The organism is Streptomyces murinus, assembly GCF_002154555.1.
In the GTDB taxonomy this organism is placed as follows: domain Bacteria; phylum Actinomycetota; class Actinomycetes; order Streptomycetales; family Streptomycetaceae; genus Streptomyces; species Streptomyces murinus.
The window spans coordinates 1-1,091 of record NZ_MUNF01000935.1 but is presented as its reverse complement, the minus strand read 5'-3'; the positions used below and the strand labels follow the sequence as shown (position 1 = coordinate 1,091).

Below are 1,091 nucleotides of genomic sequence, written 5' to 3'. Positions count from 1 at the left end.
GGGCAGCACCCGCGCGTCCGGACCACACCTGGCTGGAGCCGGTGCCGGACGCGCGGGTGCTGCCCGCGGTGGCGGATCCGGCGGAGGCGGCGGTGGCCAAGGAGTCGATCCGGCTGGCGTTCATGGCGGCGCTCCAGCAACTGCCGCCCAGGCAGCGGGCGGTGCTGATCCTGCGCGAGGTGCTGGCGTGGCGGGCGAGCGAGGTCGCGGAGCTGCTGGACACCTCGGTGGCCTCGGTCAACAGCGCGTTGCAGCGGGCGCGGGCCACGCTCGCCGAGCGGGCGGCCGCGGGCGGCGCGGGCGAGGTGTCCGATCCGCTGGACGAGGAGCAGCAGAAGCTGCTGGAGCGCTATGTGAGGGCGTTCGAGGGGTATGACATGGCGGCGCTGACGGCGCTGCTGCACGAGGACGCGGTGATGACGATGCCGCCGTTCGACCTGTGGCTGCGCGGCCCGGCCGACATCACCGGTTTCATGAGCACGATCGGGGCGTCCTGCGCCGCTTCCCGGCTGGTGCCGGTGCGGGCGAACGGACTGCCCGCCTTCGCGCACTACAAGCCGGACCCGGACAGCGGCGGGTTCAGCCCCTGGGCGGTGCAGGTGCTGGAGCTGTCAGCGGGCCGGATCACCGGTTTCCACTGCTTCCTCGACACCTCGCGCTGGTTCCCCCTCTTCGGACTGCCCCTCCGTCTGGAAGCGGAGTCCGACGGCGGCGAGGAGCGCGCGTAGCGCGGGGGCGGGGGCGCGCAGCCGGATGCGGCCGCCGGACGGCGGGCGGTGAGTTCCAGGCGGGCCAGCAGGTCCACCTGGGCGAGGTCCGGCGCTCCGAGCGCGTCCGTGTCGCAGACGACGACGCGGGCGCCGTCGCCGGTGCGCTCCAGTGCGGACCGTACGGCGTCGCAGAGCGCCGGTATCCCGTCGCGGCCGACGGCCTCGGGCAGTACCAGCACAGGGGGTTCCTCGGTGTCCACGCGGGGATGGACGGCCGCCGCGGGCCCAACTCATCGCGCCGGCCGGGTTCATCCCCGCGTGGACACCGGCGGCCGGCGACCGGCATCACCTGAATCACATTGACCAGCTCCTCCCCCGGGA

1 protein-coding gene is annotated in these 1,091 nt (G+C 74.2%); it reads left to right on the top strand.

Annotated features, from left to right (window positions below):
• On the top strand, nt 1-728 hold a 728-nt coding region (locus tag CCN72_RS36730; RefSeq protein WP_086812646.1), incomplete at its 5' end, for an RNA polymerase subunit sigma-70.
• Between the last annotated feature and the right edge of the window lie 363 nt (nt 729-1,091).